Source organism: Mesorhizobium sp. M1D.F.Ca.ET.043.01.1.1, from assembly GCF_003952385.1.
GTDB lineage: Bacteria > Pseudomonadota > Alphaproteobacteria > Rhizobiales > Rhizobiaceae > Mesorhizobium.
On the sequence record NZ_CP034444.1, the window covers coordinates 796513 to 811627 of the forward strand.

Annotated in this window: 14 protein-coding genes; 8 read left to right on the plus strand and 6 right to left on the minus strand. The window is 66.3% G+C overall.

Annotated features, from left to right (window positions below):
- Positions 1 to 214 precede the first annotated feature (214 nt).
- On the minus strand, positions 215 to 1102 hold the full coding sequence (locus EJ067_RS04165; RefSeq protein ID WP_126084802.1) for a DMT family transporter: 888 nt from the start codon (positions 1100 to 1102) through the stop codon (positions 215 to 217).
- A 593-nt stretch (positions 1103 to 1695) separates the two neighbouring features.
- Between EJ067_RS04165 and EJ067_RS04170 the strand changes: the two genes are divergently transcribed.
- The 4 genes from EJ067_RS04170 to EJ067_RS04185 are packed head-to-tail and all read left to right on the plus strand — an operon-like array spanning position 1696 to position 6741.
- Positions 1696 to 2835: an acyltransferase gene (locus tag EJ067_RS04170; RefSeq protein WP_126084803.1), complete on the plus strand. Its 1140-nt coding sequence runs from the start codon at positions 1696 to 1698 to the stop codon at positions 2833 to 2835.
- Positions 2835 to 3944 (plus strand): glycosyltransferase family A protein, encoded by a 1110-nt coding sequence (locus EJ067_RS04175; protein ID WP_126084804.1) that lies wholly within the window; start codon positions 2835 to 2837, stop codon positions 3942 to 3944. Before EJ067_RS04170 ends, EJ067_RS04175 begins: the two co-directional genes overlap by 1 nt.
- Positions 3941 to 4972: a glycosyltransferase gene (locus tag EJ067_RS04180; RefSeq protein WP_126084805.1), complete on the plus strand. Its 1032-nt coding sequence runs from the start codon at positions 3941 to 3943 to the stop codon at positions 4970 to 4972. Before EJ067_RS04175 ends, EJ067_RS04180 begins: the two co-directional genes overlap by 4 nt.
- The gene (locus EJ067_RS04185) at positions 4969 to 6741 is read left to right on the plus strand and encodes an ABC transporter ATP-binding protein (protein WP_245468162.1); all 1773 of its coding nucleotides are present in this window, start codon (positions 4969 to 4971) and stop codon (positions 6739 to 6741) included. The genes EJ067_RS04180 and EJ067_RS04185 overlap by 4 nt, the downstream gene beginning before the upstream one ends.
- A gap of 179 nt (positions 6742 to 6920) precedes the next feature.
- On the opposite strand, the gene minE is transcribed toward EJ067_RS04185, so the two are convergent.
- The 3 genes from minE to minC all read right to left on the minus strand — a co-directional run bounded on the left by minE (position 6921) and on the right by minC (position 8949).
- Entirely contained in the window at positions 6921 to 7193 is a 273-nt protein-coding gene (gene minE, locus EJ067_RS04190) for a cell division topological specificity factor MinE (RefSeq protein WP_040973218.1), read from the minus strand.
- The gene (minD, locus tag EJ067_RS04195) at positions 7190 to 8005 is read right to left on the minus strand and encodes a septum site-determining protein MinD (protein ID WP_126084806.1); all 816 of its coding nucleotides are present in this window, start codon (positions 8003 to 8005) and stop codon (positions 7190 to 7192) included. The genes minE and minD overlap by 4 nt, the downstream gene beginning before the upstream one ends.
- 104 nt (positions 8006 to 8109) lie before the next feature.
- Complete coding sequence (minC, locus tag EJ067_RS04200; protein WP_126084807.1) at positions 8110 to 8949, minus strand: septum site-determining protein MinC; 840 nt, start codon at positions 8947 to 8949, stop codon at positions 8110 to 8112.
- 266 nt (positions 8950 to 9215) lie between these two features.
- Here minC and EJ067_RS04205 point away from each other — a divergent pair, with 266 nt between their 5' ends.
- From EJ067_RS04205 to EJ067_RS04215, 3 genes are all read left to right on the plus strand, one after another.
- Complete coding sequence (locus EJ067_RS04205; protein WP_126084808.1) at positions 9216 to 9719, plus strand: hypothetical protein; 504 nt, start codon at positions 9216 to 9218, stop codon at positions 9717 to 9719.
- Between the two features lie 264 nt (positions 9720 to 9983).
- The gene (locus EJ067_RS04210; protein ID WP_126084809.1) at positions 9984 to 10535 is read left to right on the plus strand and encodes a group 1 truncated hemoglobin; all 552 of its coding nucleotides are present in this window, start codon (positions 9984 to 9986) and stop codon (positions 10533 to 10535) included.
- Positions 10536 to 10754: 219 nt separating this feature from the next.
- Positions 10755 to 12146 (plus strand): FAD-binding oxidoreductase, encoded by a 1392-nt coding sequence (locus EJ067_RS04215; protein ID WP_126084810.1) that lies wholly within the window; start codon positions 10755 to 10757, stop codon positions 12144 to 12146.
- A 340-nt stretch (positions 12147 to 12486) separates the two neighbouring features.
- Here the strand turns inward: EJ067_RS04215 and EJ067_RS04225 are convergent, their stop codons facing one another.
- Positions 12487 to 12912 carry a globin family protein gene (locus EJ067_RS04225; protein WP_126084811.1) on the minus strand — a complete coding sequence of 142 codons (426 nt, stop codon included), beginning with the start codon at positions 12910 to 12912 and terminating at the stop codon, positions 12487 to 12489.
- A 197-nt stretch (positions 12913 to 13109) separates the two neighbouring features.
- Positions 13110 to 13691 (minus strand): TetR/AcrR family transcriptional regulator, encoded by a 582-nt coding sequence (locus EJ067_RS04230; RefSeq protein WP_126084812.1) that lies wholly within the window; start codon positions 13689 to 13691, stop codon positions 13110 to 13112.
- 193 nt (positions 13692 to 13884) lie between these two features.
- Here EJ067_RS04230 and EJ067_RS04235 point away from each other — a divergent pair, with 193 nt between their 5' ends.
- Positions 13885 to 15018, plus strand: coding sequence for an alpha-hydroxy acid oxidase (locus tag EJ067_RS04235; protein WP_126089492.1), 1134 nt, complete (start codon positions 13885 to 13887; stop codon positions 15016 to 15018).
- Positions 15019 to 15115 lie beyond the last annotated feature (97 nt).

The following is a 15115-nucleotide window of genomic DNA, read 5'->3' on the forward strand; positions in this document are numbered from 1 at the left end:
TTGCCAGCCATCCGACCCTTCGGCCGAACTACCCCACCGGCAATGTCGCAGCATCAGCATCCCCAATCAGCGCGTCGTGGGGAAGTGGCCCACGACCCTTGTCTTGTTTTATCGGACCTTTTTCGCAACGATATCGGACCTAAGTCCTATCTCAACCACCGGATGCGGTCGGGCGCGGCTGCGCGCACAGCTTTTTTGGCGGCATGCATCGGGCTCAACCAGTCGACGGAACCGGCGCTCTCGCTGTCACGGCCGCGCCGAAGGCGGCGGCGATCACGGCACCGATACCGGCGCATTGCAACGCGCTCAGGCTCTCGTGCAGGAACAAAAAACCTGTCAGCGCGCCGCCTGCGGGCTCCAGGCAGACGATCATGCCATAGACTTTCGCCGGCATTCTGGCGAGCACCATCATCTCCAGCCAGAAGGGCAGCGCGCTGGAGAACAGCCCGACGACGACCGCGGTCGCCATGACATGCGGGTCGGCGAGATAAGGTTCCGCGGCGGTGAAACCGAAAGGCAGCGCGACCAGCGCGGCGATCGCCATGCCGTAGGCCGAGGTGCGGGCGCCAAGCTCGGCGCCGGCCTTCTGCGCGAAGATGATATAGAGTCCCCAACAGCCGCCGGCGGCAAGCGCAAGCAGCACGCCCACCGGATCGAGCCCGCGGCTGACATCGGCGAAAGGAGAAAGCAGCACGATGCCGGCGACCGCCAGCACCACCCAGACGAGGTCGAGCAAACGCCTGGAGCCGAGTGTGGCGACGAAAAGCGGGCCGGTGAATTCGAGCGCCACGCAGATGCCCAGCGGAATGCGCTCGAGCGCGGCATAGAATAGCAGGTTCATGACCGAAACGGTGACGCCATAGGCGGCAAGCCAGGGCAGCCCCCTCGGTGTCGGCAGCACTTTCCATGGCCTGAGGACCGCCGCCAGCATCAGCGCGCCGATGACGAGCCTCAGCATCGTCGTGCCCTCCGCCCCGAGGACCGGAAACAGGCCCTTGGCAAAGGCGGCGCCCACCTGCACCGAAAGAATGGCGCCAAGCAGGCCCACGACGGGCAAGGCGCCCAGCTGCGCCTCCGGTTTTGCGATCGGCGTCGACGTCACTCCATCCCCCCTGCCCGCATGGTCGGATGCGGAGATAGGACCTGGCGGCCGCGCTGTCGTGAGGCAGCGGGCGAAGGATGATGGGACAAGGCGCCCGTCACGTTGCCGGCAGGCTGCTGCGCTGCACAAAGCCTTGAGATTCAAGGGACTTTCTCACAAGTTCGAACGGGGATCGGCGCGCAACGACCGAGCCTTTCTTTCAATACTCCTAACATACTCGTTATGGTTGTCGGCGTGATCGCCCAACATCTCTTGCGATAATACTGCTCGAAACTCAGACCAACTGCCCATGAGTACATAGGACCATTGGACGCCGCGGGAATATTTTTGAACGAAAACTATTTCCTCCACGCCTCCCCATCACATCTTTATTTCAAAGCCGTAAGGATTTTGTGTTGCGCTGCAACATAGGCCGCGACAATCGTGGACCGGGGGCATGCCTGGTTGGAGGCTGCCATTATTTTGACTCGGATGGGTATTGCGCTGGCCGGCAAGGAAAGCACCGTCGGCTTGGACGGCGATTTCTCGGCAGGCGGCCGCGCGGTTTGCGCGTCCTATGCTCCCTGTCACCGCAAAGCTGCCGGACGCCGCTGATGGCGAACGCGCGCGACATCCAGTTGGACGCGTTGCGGGCCGTTGCCGTGACGCTGGTGCTTTACGCGCATTTCCTCGCGCCCGGCGGCTCGTCCTTCCTCGGCCATCTCGGCGTCCGGCTGTTCTTTGTGCTCTCCGGCTTCCTGATCACCCGGCTCCTGCTGGAGGCGCGCGACGCCGCCCAATTCGAGGCCGGACCGGCGCTGCGTTCCTTCTATGCCAGGCGCGTGATCCGAATCTTCCCGCCCTATTTCGCGGTGCTGGCGCTCGTCTGGTTTACAGACCTGGAACAATCCAGATCGTCGCTCGCCTGGCATGCCCTCTATCTCTCGAATTTCTGGTACGCGCTGCGCAACGATTGGAACCCCTGGCTGCTCTGCCATTTCTGGAGCCTCAGCATCGAGGAGCAGTTCTACCTGGCCTGGCCGCTGATCGTGCTTCTGGCGCCGCGCAGGCGCATCGAGGCGATCACCATCGGCGTCATCTGCTTCTCGCTCGTCTACCGCTTCTACTGGCCGATCGCCACCGACACCGCGCTGGCGCGGGATCTGCTGCCGCCGGCCTCGATGGATGCGCTTGGCTGCGGCGCGCTGCTTGCCGTGCGCCGCGCCAGGGGCGCGGACGTGCCGCAATGGATGCGGCGCGGCTGGCCGGCCTTGGCGGCGGTTTTCCTGCTCGTCGTGTGGTCCGACCCCGGGCTGGCGAGCTCGACTTGGGAGTGGCCGCGCTGGCTGCTGGTGCAGGTGCTGCCGCTGGTACCGCTGACGGCGGTCGTCGCCGCCTGTTCGAACGGCCTTGGCGGCGCGCTCGGCAGGCTGGCAGAACTGCCGCCGCTACTCGGGCTCGGCCGCATCAGCTACGGCGTCTATCTCTACCACCCGATCCTTCTCGCCTATGCCGTCAAGGCGCAGCCGTGGATCCCGCTCAACGTCTCGGAACAGGGACCGGGGCGATTCGTCGTCGCGGGCACGGCGACGCTGATCGCCGCCTCGCTCTCCTGGGCGTTCTTCGAAAAGCCGCTCAACGGCCTCAAGCGCTATTTTCCTTATGTCGCGCGGCGACGCGCGCCGGGCGAGGCCGATTGGACCAGCCAAGCGGCTGGCGCGCTCGACCTTCAGCGAACCGAGGCAAGGCGATAATGGCGAACGCGCCCCTCATCTCCGTGCTGCTGCCGGTCTACAACGCCGAGCCCTATGTCGCGGCTGCAATCCAATCGATCCTGCGGCAGGACTACGGCCGGCTTGAGGTCATCGCCATCAACGACGGATCGACCGACAAGTCACTGGAGATCCTCGAGCGCTTCCGCGGGGACGACAGCCGCGTCTCGATCATCTCGCGCGAGAATCGCGGCCTCGTCGCCAGCCTCAACGAAGGGCTGCGGATGGCACAAGGCGAGCTCGTCGCGCGCATGGACGCTGACGACTTCGCCTATCCGTGGCGACTGTCGCGGCAGGCGGCGCTGTTTGCCGCGCGGCCCGAGCTCGGCTTCTGCGGCGCGCTCGTCGATCCGCTGCTCCATGGCCGCATCGCGCGAGGCCGGCCCGATCCGGTGTTCCGCCTCGGCCTTCCCGTGCTGTCGAAGTTCTTCACCATCTTCATGCACCCGACGGTGGTCTACAACCGCGACGTCATTGCGGAAGCCGACCTCCATTACGACGGCTCCTACCGACATGCCGAGGATTTCGACCTCTTCCGCCGGCTCACCGACCGCTACCCGGCGGCACTGATGGAGGAAAGCCTTCTCATCTACCGGGTGCACTCCGGCAGCGTGACCAGCCGGCACACCCGAGAGATGCGGCGCACGCATCTCAAGATCGTGGCAGAGAATCTCGAACCCGAGGGCCTGGCGGAGGATGGCGCGGACCTGCGCGCCATCGGCGATCGCGTCTCCTTCGAGACTGTGCGCCGGGTAGCGGAATTCATCCGCGCGCTGGAGGGGCGGATCGCCGCCCTGCCCGATACGACGCGGCCGAGCTTCGAAGCCGGCGCGCTGAACCTGTTCTATTTCCTCTACCAGCTCGTCAACGATGAGGAGCGGCCGGCGCTGACGCATGAGCTTTTGACGGCGACCGGGAAATGGAACGCGATCCGCCGCCGCGAGAAATACGCGCTCAGCCCCGGCGCCTGGGCGCCCTGGCTGAGCCAGGCCTCAATGTGGGCCGGCAAACGTGCCGACCGGGTGGCCTACCGCTTCAAATCCGCGCCGGCGGCGGCGGTGCTTGCGCCTTATCGGATGGGGGCGGCATGAACGCCGAACGCCATCCGCTGCTGCGAGGCTTCCGGCCGGCCCTGCCCGCCCCTCCCTGGCCCCGGCAGCGGCCGCAGGTCTCCTTCATCGTCTGCACGCGCGACCGCGTCGCGGTGCTGGAAGCTTGCATCCAGTCAATCCAAGCGGCGTGCCTTGCGCACCCTGCCTTCGCGGCCGAGCTGGTGGTGGTCGACAACGGCTCGCGCGATGGCACGGCCGAGTACCTTTCGCGGATCGCCGCCGCGTCCGACATCGCGCTCACCGCAATCTCGCAGCCGCGCCCCGGACTTGCGGCGGCGCGCAATGCCGGGCTGGCGCGGGCGCGCGGTCGCGTGCTGGTCTTCATCGACGACGACTGCCGGCTCGAACGCAACTACCTCGTCGACCTCGAGCGGCACTATGCGAGCGGCGAGAAATGGCTCATCCGCGGCGGCCGCGTCGAGATCGGCGACGCGCGCGACCTGCCTTTCACGATAAAACGCTGCGAGAAGCGCGAGCGGCTGACGCCATCCGTCCATCCGGGCGGCTTCGTGCTCGGCTGCAACATGACCATGCACCGCGACGTCGCCGCCCGCATCGGCCTTTTCGACGAACGCTTCGGCGCCGGCGGCGCGCTGCGTTCGGCCGAGGACACGGACTATCTGGTGCGCGCCATGCTCGCCGGTGTAGCGGTGGAATACGTGCCCGACATGACGATCTTCCACCATCATGGCCGGCGCGACGGCAAGGCGATCGGCCGGCTGCACCGCGACTATCATTTCGGCAACGGCGCGCTCTGCCTAAAGCACATCCGCCGCGCGCCCTGGCTGCTGCGTCATTTCTACTGGGCGGCCCGCGCGGCGATGCGCGAGCTCGCCGGCGGTCCGAAGTTCGACGGCGATCTCAAGCTGTCGCACTGGCCGATCGTGCTGATGAACCTCGCCGGCGCGGCGAAGTTCGCGCTTCTCGTGCTCGCCAGGCGGCCGGACCGGCAGCCACGGCTCGCCGAGGAAACCATCGAGGCCAGCGCGGAGGCCGGCGCGCGATGACCGGGCGCCCGACACTGTCGATGCTGCGCCGCGCCCTCGGCCGCCGGCAGCTCGGCCTGCTGCCGGCCGTCGTCGCGCTCGGGCTTGCGAGTGCTGCGCTCGAAGGTTTCGGTATCGGGCTGATCATCCCGTTGCTCGGTATCATTATGGGGCATGGCGACACAAGCGGCATGGCCGGCTTCTCGGCGCTGCTGCAGAAGATCGGCGCCGAGCTCGGCGAGCGCGAGCGGTTGATCGCGCTTGCGGCCGCGATCCTCGGCTCGATCCTGTTGAAGAACATCCTTGCCTACGCCAATTCGGTGCTCACGGCCCATATCTACGGCAGAGCCGGCCAGTCGATCCGCGGCGCGCTGGCCGAGCGCCTGCTCACCGTCGGCTATCCGTTCTTCCTGAGGGAGAGCCCGGGGCGGCTGCTCAACATCATCTCCAACGAATCCTGGCGGGCGTCGGACGCCATACAGGGGATGCTCGGCGCGGTGGTCAGCGCTTCGGCGGCGGTCATCCTGCTCGGCTTCCTGCTGCTGTTATCCTGGCAGATGACGCTCCTGGTGATGCTTGGGCTGGCGCTCGTGCAGGCGGCACATATGGCGCTATCGGCGCATCTGAGGGCGCCCAGCCGCAGCGTGGCGGCGCGCAACAGCGGGCTCGCCTCGCAGATGCTGCATCTCGTCCATGCCGGGCGCCTGATCCGCATCTTCGGCCAGGAGGCGCGCGAGAAGGCGGCGTTCGAGAAGGCATCGGACGGCGTGCGGCGGGCGGCCTTCCTGCTCTCCAGCCGCCAGGGCGCGCTGGCGCCGCTGACGGAGGTGCTTCACGCCGTGCTGTTCCTGGCGGTGGTGATCGGCGCCTGGCTGGCCGGCCTGAGCTTCCCGCTGGTTGCCGCCTTTTTGATCCTGCTCTACCGCCTGCAGCCGCATGTGAGAGCCCTGCAGATGACCTGGAGCCAGGTGCAGGGGCTTTCCGGCTCGTTGGAAGAGGTGACCTGGCTGCTCGACCCAACCGGCAAGCCGGCGCCGCCCAGGGGCAGCCGGCCGTTCGCGGCCTTGAGCGAAAAAATCGCCTTCGAGGGCGTGAGCTTCAGCTATGCCAATGAGGAGCAGCGCGCGGCGGTGCTGCACGCGGTGAGCTTCGATATCGCAAGCGGCCGCTCGACGGCGCTGATCGGCCGCTCCGGCGCCGGCAAGACGACGATCGTCAATTTGCTTTGCCGCTTCGTCGAGCCGGATGGCGGCAAGATCCTCGTCGACGGCGCGCCGCTCGGCGAGATCGACCCGGTCGCATGGCGGGCGCATATTGCCTTGGCCAGCCAGGAATTGGAGCTGGTGGACGGCACCATCCTCGACAACATCACCTACGGCAAGGACGAGGCGACGCCGGAAGAGGCGCGCCGCGCGGCCGAGCTTGCCGAGGCGCACGGCTTCATCGAAACGCTGCCGCAGGGCTATCAGACGGTGGTCGGCTATCGCGGCCTCAACCTGTCGGCCGGGCAAAGGCAGCGCATCGCGCTCGCTCGCGCGCTGCTGCGCGACCCCGACATACTGATCCTCGACGAGGCGACCAACGCGGTCGACGGGCTTTCGGAAGCGGCGATCGTTGAAACGCTGAAATCGCGCGCCGGCCGCCGCACCACCATCGTCATCAGCCACCACCACTCGACGATCTCGTTCTGCGACGACCTGGTGATCCTGGAACATGGCCGGGTGAGGAAGCAGGCGCCGTTTGCCGAATTGGCGGCCCGCAGCATGGATGAATTGTATCAGCCGGAGTGAGAGATTTTTGCCGGGCTCTGCCCTGAGAAGCTGGCGCGAAGAAGAGGCGCGGCGGAGCCGCGACGGAGAGGGGATGGCGCCGGCGTCCTACCTCCCCCTTGTGGGGATGGGGGTCGGCGCAGTCCCCGCCCCGATCCGCTCCGCGGATCGACCCTCCCCACAAGCGGGAGGGTAAAAGATCACCCCGCCATGGCGAGCGGCACGGCGCTCTTGTTGGGGATCTGGATGTCGATTTCCAGCGTCGACATCGTGGCGCCGCGGTCCATCGAGACCTGGAGATAATCCTGGTCGATCTGCACGTGCTTGGCGATGACGGCCATGATCTCCTCGCGCAGGATGGAGACAAGGTCGGGCTGGCCGCGGCTCTGGCGCTCATAGGCGAGCAAGAGCTGCAACCGCTCGCGCGCCACTGGGGCGCTGGTGCGCCGCTTGAAGAGGTCGAGGATGCTCATGCCGCCCTCCTTCCGAGAAGCCGGTCGAGGAAGCCCTTGCGTTCGAAGGGGACGACCACCGGCAGGTCCTCGCCTTCCAGGCGTCTTGCCGCTTCGAGGTAGGCCTTGGCGGCGGAATTGGTCGGTTCCGAGAGCGTGACCGGCGCGCCGAGGTTCGAGGCCCTGAGCACATCCTGGCTTTCCGGGATGATGCCGAGCAGCGGCGTCGACAGAATCTCCAGCACGTCGTCGATCGACAGCATCTCGCCGCGCGACGCGCGGGCGGCATCGTAGCGGGTCACAAGCACGTGCTTCTGGATCAGCTCGCCCTGCTCGGCTTTCATGGTGCGGGCGTCGAGCAGGCCGATGATGCGGTCGGAATCGCGCACCGACGACACTTCCGGGTTGGTGACGATGACAGCCTCGTCGGCGAAGCGCATGGCGAGCTGGGCGCCGCGCTCGATGCCGGCCGGGCTATCGCAGAAGACATAGTCGAACACCGAGCGCAGCCGCGCGATGACTTCGGCCACGCCCTCTTCGGTCAGCGCGTCCTTGTCGCGTGTCTGCGATGCGGGCAGCAGGTAGAGCGTCTCCAGCCGCTTGTCGCGGATCAGCGCCTGCGACAGTTTTGCGGTGCCCTGGATGACGTTGACGAGGTCGAACACCACACGGCGTTCGGCGCCCATGATGAGGTCGAGGTTCCTCAAGCCCACGTCGAAATCGACCAGCGCCACCTTCTTGCCGGTCTTGGCCACGGCAGCGCCGAGCGCGGCCGTCGAGGTCGTCTTGCCGACGCCCCCCTTGCCCGAAGTGACCACGACTACCTTGCCCATATATCCAGCCTCCATTGGCGTTTTTATTCATGACCGTGCCCGGCACGGCGGGATTCTTTGTCAGCTTCGCACGCGAAACCGGTCCGAAGCTTGCGGCCAAAAACTCAGCCGAGCGGCACCACGCACAGCGCATCGTTGTCGAGGAAGGCCTGAACTGCCTTGCCGCGCGACACGCCTTCCATCTCCTCGGCCGTGGTGTACCAGCCGTCGACGGCGAGCAGCTCGGCCTCGTTCTTGCGGCAGAAGATGCGCGCCGAAATATTGCCTTCCGAGCCGGCGATCGCCCGGCCGCGCAGCGTGCCATAGACATGGATCGAGCCGCCGGCGACGATCTCCGAGCCGGACGCGACCGAGCCCAGCACGATGACGTCGCCATGCGGGTGGAACACCGACTGCCCGGAGCGGATCGGCGCTTTGATCATCAGCGTGCCGGCGGCGGGCTCATGCCTCTCGACCATCCTGTCCGGCTCGGGCTTCGCCGCTTCCGGCTTTGCCTCATCGAGCTTCACCAGATCGTCCTGCGGCGCCCTCACCTGCCCGGGCTGAATATCCTCGACCGCGGCCGTGTCGACTGTGATCTCTTCGGCCTTGGCCTTGCGCGCGGCCCTGCCCAGCAGGCCTTCGGCGGTGGCTTCCTTGGCGCCGCCAAGCAGCGGCGGCAGTTCGGGCCCGAGCTCGGCGCCCTCGAGCTCGATGGCGTAGACGCGGATGCCGCGCGAGCCGAGCACGCCGACCAGCGCCCCAATCTCTTCCGGCCCCGGCTTCAGCGTGTTCAAATCGAGCACCACCGGGCGGCCATTGAAATAGCCCGGCGAGTTGCCGATCCAGTGATCGAGTCCCTCCAGCCAGTCGTCGATGGGAGCTTCCGGGGTGAGCGTGAAAGCGACGAATGAGCGGGCGCGGAAGCGGATGGATTTGTTGTGCAAAGGGGCGGCGAAGGTCACGACCAGGCGAATCCTTACTCAATGGTTAAAGGGTGCCGGGCGAATGGTTAACAAAAGGTTAATTTCGGGGGTGAGACGCGTTAAGTGCTGACGCGGCTAACTTCTGTGGCGGGGCGGCCACACGGCCTGTCCGCGCACCGCTGCCCGCTGAAGACCCGCGCCGGTACGGGCCGGACATGTGAAATTCCTAATATACGAAGCGAGCATCCACCGGCACCATCCGGCACGGTTAATTTTCCATTTCCTCCAGAGCAAGGGGACCTGGCATGCGCATCGATCAGGCAAGCAGCAGGCAGGCGGGCAGCAAGCAGACGGGCAGCAAGCGGGCAGGCATCAGGCGGGCAGTCAGGGCAAGCGCGGCAATCGCCGTGTTGTTGGTACTGGCGGGATGCTCGTCATTCCGGATGAGCGGCAGGAGCATGTACCAGACGAGCAGCATTGCCGCCTACCAGGCGAACGGCATGGACCAGTGGCTGACGACGGACAACGCCAACGAGGTCGTCAATCAAATGGCCGCGAAGGGATTGATACCGGAGACCATCGACTGCCGCTTCGCCGACACCCGGCCCGGCCAAGTGGCCTACGTCTCGAAATTCACCTGGAAGCGAGCGCCCGCCAACACGCGCTATCATTGGGAAATCGGCGACCCGACCTACCTTGCGAGCAAGGAAGTCAAGACCAACCGGGTGGGGTTGAGGCGGGTGTTCGCGAAGGTGGTGCGGGACACGGTTACGGGGCAGAAGGTTGGGTGCTCGGTGTGGACGAATTAGTCGACGGATTGGCTGCGCCGACAGCGCTCGACAATCGAGGGGAAGCTGCAGTCCTGCATTAAGCGCCCGCGGCGCTGATGCGGGTCGTCCAATCGCCCTGGCCAGGAATCGCATGCCGCTCGAACGGAATATTTGGGGCTGGGGACTCGTTAATTCCTCAGATAATGCCAGGTAAGGCAAAGTGGACATATTCGACGATCAAAATCATTGAAGCCGCCAGACAGGCCGCGGCTTGCTCTGGCGTAACCTCGAAGGGAACCAGAGATGACAACGGCTGTTTTGGCCTCTTTCACAAGACGATGTGTCGTCACGGGGCTGGCGATTACCGCCGCATCGACGGCTGTATTGCCCGCCGACAACGCACGCGCGCAGACCAAGCAAACCGCGCCTGCGAAAAGTCTGTATGAGCGGCTGGGGGGCGTGTTCGCCATTGCGGCGGTGGTGGATCACTTCAGCGATGCCGTCGTGAAGAACCCCATCGTCGGCAAGAAGTCCAAAAACCCGCAACTGCGGAAATGGCACACCAAGAACCTTCAACGACTCCCAGGCCTCAAATTCATGCGCACGCTGTGGGTCTGCGACGTTTCCGGCGGCCCCTTCAAGTTCGTCGCCACAAGGCCCGGCGCGACGCCGCTCGGCCTTGAAGAGGCTCACCGCGACTTGCGGATCTCTCCGGCGGAATTCGACGAGGTCGCAGCGGAACTCGGGCGGACCCTGGACCACTTCAAGGTTCCGAAGGCTGAGAAGACGGAGGTGCTGGAGGCCTTCGCCGCGCACAAGGACGAGGTTACCGAGGGCTACGTCAAAAAGGGCTGAAGCACGCCGCCAGGTAGAAGCGGTCCTCTCGTGCTGTTGCGTCCAGCGGACGACGGCGCGCACGGCGACGTCCTCGTCGCGCAGGAAATCGAGCGCGGTGCCGCGGCAACGGGCTTGACGCCTGGAAACTGCGCGATCGGCGTCTCGGCAAGCTCGCGTGACTCCGAGGCTCCGGTTCCTCTATAGGATGGCGCTTTCTCCCCTCCCCGGAGCCGTCCCATGCCCGCCTCCCTTGTCGCCGAATTGCGCGCTACCCTCCCTAACGCCACCATCTGGGACGCCGCCGAACTCGCCTCTCGCGATCCGGGCTTCGACGCCCGCAATTTCGGCGCCTCGGCTCTGGTGCGACCGGCCGATACCGCAGGAGTCGCGGCGCTACCAAAGTTCTGCGCGGAGCGCGGCATCGGGCTGGTCGCGCAGGGCGGGCGCACGGGGCTGGCGGGCGGGGCGGCGACTTCCGAGGGCCAGGTGATCTGCGACCTCGGCGGGCTCAACCAAATCGAAGAGATCGACCCGTTCGCGCGGGTGGCGATCGTCCAGGCCGGCGCGACGCTTGGGGCGCTGCAGGAGGCTGCGGCCCAGCATGGGCTCGACCCCGGCATCGACCTTGCGGCGCGCGGCAGCGCCACCATCGGCGGCATGGTTTCCACCAATGCAGGCGGCATCATGGCCTTTCGCAACGGCACGATGCGCCACCGCGTGCTCGGCCTAGAAGCCGTGCTGCCGGACGGGCGCGTGTTCTCCGACCTCACCCGGGTGCTCAAGACCAGCGCCGGCTATGACCTGAAACACGTGTTCATCGGCGCGGAAGGGACGCTCGGCATCGTCACCCGCGTGGCGCTCAGGCTCGATCCGGTGGCCGGCGCAAGCGCCACCGCGCTGGTCGGCGTGCCGGATGCGGCCAGCGCGCAGCGCATCGTGCGGCATTTTCTGAGCCAAACCGGCACGCGGCTTACTGCCGCCGAGATCCTGTGGCGGCGCTTTGCCGCTTTGATGCAGCGGGGGCTTGGCTACGCGCCCGGGCAGTTGCCGCTCGACGCGCCTTGCCTGCTGGTGCTGGGCCTCGGCGCCGACAGCGTCGAGGCGGCGCGGGCGGCGCTCGAGGACGGGCTGGCGGCGATCTGGGAAGAGGCTGGCATCGTCGACGCGCTGGTCGCGGCTTCCGAGGCGCAGGCGGCCGCGATGTGGCGGCTGCGCGAGGAGACGGAGCAAATCGAGCGCGCGCATCCCTTGGCGCCCTCCTTCGATGTCTCGGTGCCGGGCGGCGCGCTGGACGCCTATGTGGCGCGCATCGAAGCCGGGCTGAAGACGATCGACGCTGCCTACGCGCCCTATGTCTACGGCCATCTCGCCGACGGCAACCTGCACATCTCCATCAACTGCGACGGGCCGGTCCCGCATGAGCGGCACGCGGCGATCGAGGACGTGCTCTATTCCGGCTTGCGCGAAGCCGGCGGCTCGTTCTCGGCCGAGCACGGCGTGGGGATCGACAAGCGCGAGGCCTATGAGCGGCACGCCGATCCGGTGAAACAGGAATTGGCGAGGGCGATCAAGGCGATGATCGATCCGGGCAATGTGATGAATCCGGGGAAGGTTGTTTCGGGGGAGTGACGGCTATGCCCTGAGAGGCCGGCGGGACAGCGCCCCCCTCTGGTCTGCCGACCATCTCCCCCACAAGGGGGGAGATTGGACGTCGTGTTGGCTTTCGCCAGTCGCCAACGTTGCAGGAATGAGCGGAGCGCCGAAGCTGCCAATCTCCCTCCTTGTGGGGGAGATGTCCGGCAGGACAGAGGGGGGCGCGAAGGAATGAGGCGCTGATTTCCTTTCGCCCATATCGCCCGCACGGCCAGGCAAGCCAAGACGGAGAAGGGGAACTCGCTACAAAGCCCCTTCTCCGCCTCGGCTTGGCTCGGCCCCTCGCTCCGCCAAGCGAGGAGCCAAAAAGCCGAATTCAAGCCGCCAGCTGCACCTCGCGCGCGGCAGCGATCATGACGCCGGCGAGCAGGCCGTAGGCCGCTGTCCAGGCCTCGCGCACGTCAGCCGTGAAAGCCTCGCCGAGGCCCGCCTCGAGCGTCTCGATCAGCGCCTGGCCGACGATTGGGTAATGATGCTCCTCGACGCCGTAGCCGACATGGCGCCTGGCGAGATCCTGAACAGTGGGCAGGATGGTCTCGGCGCGGGAAAGCCCGTGCACGACGAAGCCGAGGGCCGTCATTAGCTTGGCGCCCTGCTTCTCCATCTCGGTTGTGTGAAACAGCGCCTTGAGGCTGCCGTCGATGGCAAACAGCTTCTCGTAGAACAAGGCCGCAGCCGCCGTCTTGATCGGGACGACGTCGCGAAAACTATCCTGCACAAGCCTGATCTGGTCGGGTGTCATCGGCGCGCTCCTCGGCGTTCTTGGTCCGCGTGAGGATCACGCGTTGATGTTTCGCCGGCATGCCGGTTGTGGAGGCGATATGTTTCAGGCTTGTCTCTGCCGCGTATCGGGTTGCGGGAGGCCGGGTTCCTCTCCCACAGCGAGAAGAACGACTGAGACGCCGGCGCGAAGGATCGCGGCGTCCGTGCAGCTTGGGATCAAGCGGCAGGGCCCGCGCCTCCCACCAACCGCTTCGCCGCGTCCACTGCCGCCGTGCAATAGTTCCGGTCGCCGTGGATCAGGATCATCACCATGGCGCCCTCGATCAACATGATCAGCTCGCGCGCCCGCTCCTTCGGGGCCGGCACGTTCGCCTGGGCAAGCATCGCCTCCAGGTTCCGCTCCATCAGCGTCTTGTGCTGGCGCGCGATCGAGCGCGCGGGATGGCCCGACAGGTCGGCGAGCTCGATGGCGAGGCGGGTGAAGCCGGAGCCCGCCCAGCGCGGCTTGGACGACCATTTGACGAGCCCCTCGAACAGCTTGTCGATCAGCGCATCCGCGCCGCCCGACAGATCGATGCCGTAATTCTGGAAGTCGGCGAAGGTGCGCTCGTGCTGCGAGGCGAGCACCGCCGTCAGCAGCGCGTCCTTGCTGTCGAAGTGATAGTAGAGCGTGCGCTTGGTGACGCCGGCGGCGCCCGCGATCTCGTCCATCCCGACGCGGAAGAAACCCCGGCGGCGAAAGAGCTTGTACGCCGCCTGCAAGATCACGGGCCTGGTCGCGTCGGACGTTCTGGGCATGGGCACTGCCGGTCGAAAGTATACTCGCTAGTGAATTTACATCAGGGCAAACGCGGCCTTCAATGATCAGTGCTTACTAATCTTCGAAGGGAGGACGACGATGGAAAGAGTGGTCCCCACGGTGCTCGATGTCCCGACAGGGATCGTGACGTTGCCGGACACGATCGGGGCGACGGCGACGGCACCAAAGCTGATGGCGAACATGACCTGCATCGAGGACCTGCGCCAGGCGGCGCGACGCCAGGTGCCGCGCGCCTTCTTCGACTATGCCGAGGCCGGCTCCTATGCCGAGCAGACGCTGCGCGCCAACCGCGCCGACCTCGAGCGGATCACGCTGAAGCAGCGCGTGCTGGTCGACGTCGAGCAGCGCGACACGTCGACCACCATCCTCGGCGAGAAGGTGGCGCTGCCCATAGCGCTGGCGCCGATCGGCCTCGGCGGCATGCAATGGGCCGATGGCGAGATCCTTGCCTGCCGCGCGGCAAAGGCCGCCGGAATTCCCTATACGATGAGCACGATGTCGATATGCTCGATCGAGGACGTGGCGCAAGCGGTCGGCAAGCCGTTCTGGTTCCAGCTCTATGTAATGAAGGACCGCGGCTTCGTGCGCGCGCTGGCCGATCGGGCGCATGCCGCCCGCTGCAGCGCGCTGGTGCTCACCGTCGACCTGCAGGTGCTGGGGCAGCGCCACGCCGACGTCAGGAATGGGCTTTCGGTGCCACCGGCGCTGAAAGTTCGCACGATCCTCGACATCGCCAGCCGGCCGGCCTGGGCGGCCCGCATGCTTACGGCAAAGCGATGGACCTTCGGCAATCTCGCCGGCCATCTCAAGGGCGAGGACAGCGTCAAGGGTGTGGCGGACTGGGTGTCGCACCAGTTCGATGCGTCGCTGAACTGGAGCGACGTCGAGTGGATCCGGAGCATCTGGCCGGGCAAGCTTATCCTCAAGGGCATCCTCGATGTCGACGACGCGCGCTCGGCCTGCAAGGCCGGCGCCGACGCCATCGTGGTCTCCAACCATGGCGGCCGGCAGCTCGACGGCGCGCCCTCGACCATCTCGATGCTGCCCCGGATCGCCGAGGCGGTGGGTTCGCAGGTGGAGGTGCTGTTCGACGGCGGTGTGCGCTCCGGCCAGGATGTGATGCGGGCGCTGGCGCTCGGCGCCCGCGCCTGCCTGGTCGGGCGCGCCTATGTCTACGGCCTCGGCGCCGGCGGCGAGGCGGGCGTGGCGACCGCCATCGATATCCTGCGCAAGGAACTGTCGGTCACCATGGCACTGACGGGAACGCGCAATGTCGCGGAGATTGACGAGAGGGTGCTGAACTAGAGCAATTCCAGGAAAAGTGTGAGCGGTTTTCCGTCCGGAATTGCGTAAAAACAAGGAGATAGGGCGTTTCGCCGTTTCGGTGAAACGGTGAAACGCA

Coding starts and splice junctions, on each gene's coding strand:
- EJ067_RS04230 (WP_126084812.1), bottom strand. CDS start 13,691: ATGCCCAGAACGTCCGACGCGACCAGGCCCGTGATCTTGCAGGCGGCG.
- EJ067_RS04175 (WP_126084804.1), top strand. CDS start 2,835: ATGGCGAACGCGCCCCTCATCTCCGTGCTGCTGCCGGTCTACAACGCC.
- EJ067_RS04235 (WP_126089492.1), top strand. CDS start 13,885: ATGGCGAACATGACCTGCATCGAGGACCTGCGCCAGGCGGCGCGACGC.
- EJ067_RS04205 (WP_126084808.1), top strand. CDS start 9,216: ATGCGCATCGATCAGGCAAGCAGCAGGCAGGCGGGCAGCAAGCAGACG.
- EJ067_RS04215 (WP_126084810.1), top strand. CDS start 10,755: ATGCCCGCCTCCCTTGTCGCCGAATTGCGCGCTACCCTCCCTAACGCC.
- EJ067_RS04225 (WP_126084811.1), bottom strand. CDS start 12,912: ATGACACCCGACCAGATCAGGCTTGTGCAGGATAGTTTTCGCGACGTC.
- minD (WP_126084806.1), bottom strand. CDS start 8,005: ATGGGCAAGGTAGTCGTGGTCACTTCGGGCAAGGGGGGCGTCGGCAAG.
- EJ067_RS04170 (WP_126084803.1), top strand. CDS start 1,696: ATGGCGAACGCGCGCGACATCCAGTTGGACGCGTTGCGGGCCGTTGCC.
- EJ067_RS04210 (WP_126084809.1), top strand. CDS start 9,984: ATGACAACGGCTGTTTTGGCCTCTTTCACAAGACGATGTGTCGTCACG.
- minE (WP_040973218.1), bottom strand. CDS start 7,193: ATGAGCATCCTCGACCTCTTCAAGCGGCGCACCAGCGCCCCAGTGGCG.
- EJ067_RS04180 (WP_126084805.1), top strand. CDS start 3,941: ATGAACGCCGAACGCCATCCGCTGCTGCGAGGCTTCCGGCCGGCCCTG.
- EJ067_RS04185 (WP_245468162.1), top strand. CDS start 4,969: ATGACCGGGCGCCCGACACTGTCGATGCTGCGCCGCGCCCTCGGCCGC.